Source organism: Novosphingobium sp. Chol11, from assembly GCF_945870625.1.
GTDB lineage: Bacteria > Pseudomonadota > Alphaproteobacteria > Sphingomonadales > Sphingomonadaceae > Novosphingobium.
The window spans coordinates 1-5,210 of record NZ_CAMBTS010000151.1 but is presented as its reverse complement, the minus strand read 5'-3'; the positions used below and the strand labels follow the sequence as shown (position 1 = coordinate 5,210).

The 5,210-nt window shown below is 65.5% G+C and carries 4 protein-coding genes; all 4 read left to right on the top strand.

Annotated elements, in window-relative coordinates:
* Window positions 1–834: cell wall hydrolase (locus tag Q0O40_RS15245; protein ID WP_295531799.1), on the top strand; the 834-nt coding region annotated here is incomplete at its 5' end.
* Between the two features lie 132 nt (window positions 835–966).
* Complete coding sequence (locus tag Q0O40_RS15240) at window positions 967–1,317, top strand: hypothetical protein (RefSeq protein WP_295531796.1); 351 nt, start codon at window positions 967–969, stop codon at window positions 1,315–1,317.
* 271 nt (window positions 1,318–1,588) lie between these two features.
* Window positions 1,589–2,551 (top strand): malate dehydrogenase, encoded by a 963-nt coding sequence (gene mdh / locus Q0O40_RS15235; RefSeq protein WP_295531793.1) that lies wholly within the window; start codon window positions 1,589–1,591, stop codon window positions 2,549–2,551.
* Window positions 2,552–2,706: 155 nt separating this feature from the next.
* Window positions 2,707–5,210: 2-oxoglutarate dehydrogenase E1 component (locus Q0O40_RS15230; RefSeq protein ID WP_295531790.1), on the top strand; the 2,504-nt coding region annotated here is incomplete at its 3' end.

The following is a 5,210-nucleotide window of genomic DNA, read 5'->3' as shown; positions in this document are numbered from 1 at the left end:
CGCGATGATGCGATTGCGGCCCCGATCATGGGCCCAGCCGGCCCGGCGGCGCGGCCGCTGCGCGCGGCGGGATCGTGGATCGACCGGACACGCGCGCTGACGTGTCTGACGGCGGCGATATACTATGAGGCGGCCACCGAGCCCGATGGCGGGCAGCGCGCGGTGGCGCAAGTGGTGCTCAACCGGGCGGCGCATCCCGCCTTTCCCAAGACGGTGTGCGGCGTGGTCTATCAGGGATCGGAGCGGCCATCGTGCCAGTTCAGCTTTGCCTGCGACGGTTCGATGGCGCGGCGGCCGATGGCGGCGTTCTGGGAGCGCGCGCGGCGCGTGGCAGCCGATGCGCTGGCGGGCAATGTCTATGCGCCGGTGGGCCTGGCGACGCATTACCACACCAGCGCGATCCATCCCTACTGGGCCGATAGCCTGACCTTTCTGGGCACGATCGGCGCGCACCGGTTTTACCGCTGGAGCGGCGCGGCGGGGCGTCCGGCGGCGTTCACCACGGTCTATGCCGGCGGCGAGCCGCTCGCCGCGCCGCATCCGCGCACGTGGATCCCGGCGCGCAGCGATATCGCCGATCCGCTGGCGCTTGAGAAAGCTTATGAGGAAGGGCGGCTCGAAGCGCTGCGCCGGATGGAGCAGGCCGGGCAGCCGGGAGTGCCAGTGAGCGCCTCGTTTGGCCAGGTCCCGCTGGCGCGCGGGACGGCAGCGGCCCACGCAGACACGCGCGGCACCGCGCTGACCGGCGAAGGCGCGGCGGCGCGATCGAAATCGCAGGCTGCGGGCAGCGCCTATGAAAATGCGGGCAAATGGATTGCGCAGCCGACCAGTTGAAACCCCTAATCAGGGTTATCCGGCGCTTAACCTAATGGACACACGGGCCGTTCATCACGCGGCGCTACATGGCGGATGAGCCGGAGCGCGCGCATTAGCGCCGCAGCCCGGCCAAACCGAGAGGACCCTGCCATGCTTCATTTTGCCCCCCGCCATGGCACTTTCTCCTTCACCTGCAAACCGAACAGCCGGCTGGCGCGGCGCGCGGCGGCGAATGACAACGGTTTGGTGCAGCCGGGCGGCGCGGCCGGGGCCAACGATCAGGCGGGCGATGAAGCGAGCGATCATGACGCCCTGCTCGAGGCGGCGCTGCGGCTGTTTGCCGCGCATGGCCTGTCCGCCGCGCAGCGCGCGCACGATGCGGCGCTGATTGCCGAGCGGATTGGCGAGCCGGACAAGGCGCGCTGGTGGATGGCGATCTGCGCGGTGCTCGATGGCGGGCTGGCGCGCAGCTTTGACCGGCGGACCGGCGGGCACGGCTGAGCGGACAAGCCCCTTTTTGCTATTGCGAACTGTTATCATAAAAAGGCCGCAATAGGGGCCTTTCTGCCTTGCAATCGTCATTTGGGGGGCCTAGTTGGCTTGCCACACGCCGGGTTTGCCTCCCGTTCATGCGGGACGCGGGGGTAAGCCGCATGGCGCTTCGTTGAGGGTCACAAACCCGGTTTGCGCGCGCGGCTTTCGCCCGCGTCGCAGGTCGGCGGCAGGCTTTCATTGGCGACTGTCCCGCACATCCGGGAAGGACCAACAAGGCATGGCTCGCAAGAAGATCGCACTTATCGGCGCAGGCAATATCGGGGGCACACTGGCCCACCTCGCCGCGCAAAAGGAACTGGGCGATATCGTTCTGTTCGACGTGGTCGAGGGCGTGCCGCAGGGCAAGGCGCTCGATCTCTCGCAGTGCGGCCCGGTCGAAGGCTTTGACGCCAAGATCACCGGCAGCAACGATTACGCCGATATCGCAGGCGCCGATGTGATCATCGTGACCGCAGGCGTGGCGCGCAAGCCGGGCATGAGCCGGGATGACCTGCTCGGCATCAACCTCAAAGTGATGAAGGCGGTGGGCGAAGGCATCAAGGCCAATGCGCCGGGCGCGTTTGTGATCTGCATTACCAATCCGCTCGACGCGATGGTCTGGGCGCTGCGCGAGTTTTCAGGGCTGCCGCATCACATGGTGGTGGGCATGGCCGGCGTGCTCGATTCGGCGCGGTTCAGCCACTTCATTGCCGACGAGTTCAAGGTTTCGGTGAAGGACGTGAACACCTTCGTGCTCGGCGGCCACGGCGATACGATGGTGCCGGTGACGCGCTATTCGACCGTGAACGGCATTCCGGTGCCCGATCTGGTCAAGATGGGGCTTTCCACGCAAGAGCGGATCGACGCGATCGTGGCGCGCACGCGCAGCGGCGGCGGCGAGATCGTCGCGCTGCTCAAGACCGGCTCGGCGTTCTATGCGCCCGCCACGTCGGGCATCGCGATGGCCGAAGCGTTTCTGCGCGACCAGAAGCGCATCCTGCCCTGCGCCGCCTATGTCGAAGGGCAGTACGGCGTGGACGGGCTTTACGTCGGCGTGCCGGTGATGATCGGCGCGGGCGGCGTGGAGAAGATCGTCGAGATCGAACTGGACGATGCCGACAAGGCCGGCCTGCAGATTTCGGTCGACGCGGTGAAGGAGCTGCTGGTGGCGTGCCGGGGGATCGATCCTTCGCTGGTGTGAGGGGCTGGTTCACGCGGAATTCTACGTATCTGGCGCGCAACCTGCCTTTGCAGGATGCGCGCTAGACCGGCAGAATTGCGCGCTTTCGATGGTTAGCGGGTGGCGGATGACCGGGCGCAGGGCGGGCGGCCGATAAGACATTGGAGCACGTGACGATGGGTTTGGAAGTGCACGAATTCGAGACCGATCCCGCGCAGGAAGCGCCGCAAGCCGGGCCTTCGTGGGCTTCTTCGCGCTGGCCGGTGAACGATCCGGCGGCGGGGGATGATCTGACCCGCGCGCTTGATCCGATGACGATCAAGGCGGCGATCAAGGAAGCGGCGAAGAAGGCGGGAGATGCCACGCCGGGACCCGTGCTCGACGAGGCGGCGCTGGAGGCGGCGGCTTCGGCCTCGATCCGCGCGATGATGCTGATCCGCACCTACCGCGTGCGCGGCCATCTGGCGGCGAACCTCGATCCGCTGGGGCTTTCCAAGCAAGACCTGCCCGCCGATCTGGCCCCCGAATATCATGGCTTTTCCGGCGCGGGGCTCGATGCGCGGGTGTTTCTGGGCGGCGTGCTGGGGCTGCAATGGGGCACCGTGCGCGAGATCGTCGATATCCTGCGGCGCAATTATTGCGGCAAAGTCGGCCTTGAATACATGCACATCGCCGATGTCGAGGAGCGGCGCTTTCTGCAGGACCGGATCGAGGGCGGCGACAAGTCGATCGACTTCACCCCCAATGGCAAGAAGGCGATCCTCGGCGCGGTGATCCGCGGCGAGCAATACGAGAAATTCCTCGGCAAGAAGTATGTCGGCACCAAGCGCTTCGGCCTCGATGGCGGCGAATCGATGATCCCGGCGCTGGAGGCGGTGATCAAATATGGCGGCCAGCTGGGCGTGCGCGAGATCATCTATGGCATGGCGCATCGCGGGCGGCTGAACGTGCTGGCGAACGTGCTGGCCAAGCCTTACCGCGTGATTTTCCACGAGTTTTCGGGCGGCACGGCGAACCCCGAGGATGTGGGCGGATCGGGCGATGTGAAGTATCACCTCGGCACGAGCACCGACCGCGAATTCGACGGGATCAAGGTGCACATGAGCCTGCTGCCCAATCCATCACATCTGGAAACGGTGGACGCGGTGGTGCTGGGCAAGACCCGCGCGCAGCAGCGCTACCGCGACGATATCGGCGACGATGTGGGCGCGGGCGCGAAGCACAAACAGGTACTGCCGCTGCTGATCCATGGCGACGCCGCCTTTGCCGGGCAAGGCATCGTGTGGGAATGCTTCGGCCTGTCGGGCGTGCGCGGCTACAACACCGGCGGCGCGATCCATTTCATCGTCAACAACCAAATCGGCTTTACCACCAGCCCGCAGTTTGCGCGCAATTCGCCCTATCCTTCGGACGTGGCCAAGGGCGTGCAGGCCCCGATCCTGCATGTGAACGGCGATGATCCCGAAGCGGTGACGTTCGCGTGCAAGCTGGCGATCGACTACCGCCAGAAATTCGGCCGCGACGTGGTCGTCGATATGTGGTGCTACCGCCGCTTTGGCCACAACGAGGGCGACGAGCCGAGCTTTACCCAGCCGCTGATGTATGCCCGGATCAAGCAGCATCCGCCAGTCTCGGCGATCTATGCCGAGCGGCTGGTGGCGCAAGGGGTGATCGACGCGGCATGGAAGGATGCGACCGAGGCCGCGTTCGTTGCCTCGCTGGAGGAGGAGTTCGAGGCCTCCAAGACATACGGCGCGAACGAGGCCGACTGGTTCGGCGGGCGCTGGAGCGGGCTCAACAAACCGGCCGATCCGGTGAGCGCGAGGCGCAATGTGCCTACCGGCATCGACGGCAAGCTGTTTGACAGCCTCGGCCGCGCGCTGACCACGGTGCCCGCCGACTTGACCATCCACAAGACGCTGGGCCGGGTGATCGAGGCCAAGGCCGAGATGTTTGCCACCGGCGCAGGGTTCGACTGGGCGACCGGCGAGGCGCTCGCGTTCGGCAGCCTTGTGACCGAAGGCTTCAACGTGCGGCTTTCAGGGCAGGATTCGGGGCGCGGCACATTCAGCCAGCGCCACGCGGTGTGGGTCGACCAGACCAGCGAGCGCAAATATGTGCCGCTGAAGACGCTGCCGCATGGGCGGTTCGAGGTCTATGACAGCACGCTTTCCGAATATGGCGTGCTCGGCTTTGAATATGGCTATGCCAGTGCCGATCCCAAGACGCTGGTTCTGTGGGAAGCGCAGTTCGGCGATTTTGCCAATGGCGCGCAGATCGTGATCGACCAGTATATCGCGGCATCGGAATCGAAGTGGCTGCGCGCCAATGGCCTCGTAATGCTGCTGCCGCATGGCTATGAGGGACAAGGGCCGGAGCATTCCTCGGCACGGCTGGAGCGGTTCCTCCAGCTTTGCGCCGAAGACAATGTGCAGGTTTGCAATATCACCACCCCGGCCAATTACTTCCATGTGCTGCGCCGCCAGATGCAGCGCTCGTTCCGCAAGCCGCTGATCATCATGACGCCCAAATCGCTGCTGCGCCATCCGCTGGCCAAATCGGTGACATCGGACTTTGTTGGCGAGGGGCACTTCATGCGCATCCTTTCCGACACCAATGGCGCGGCCGACGCGGATACTCGCAAGGTGGTACTGTGCAGCGGCAAGGTCGCCTATGACCT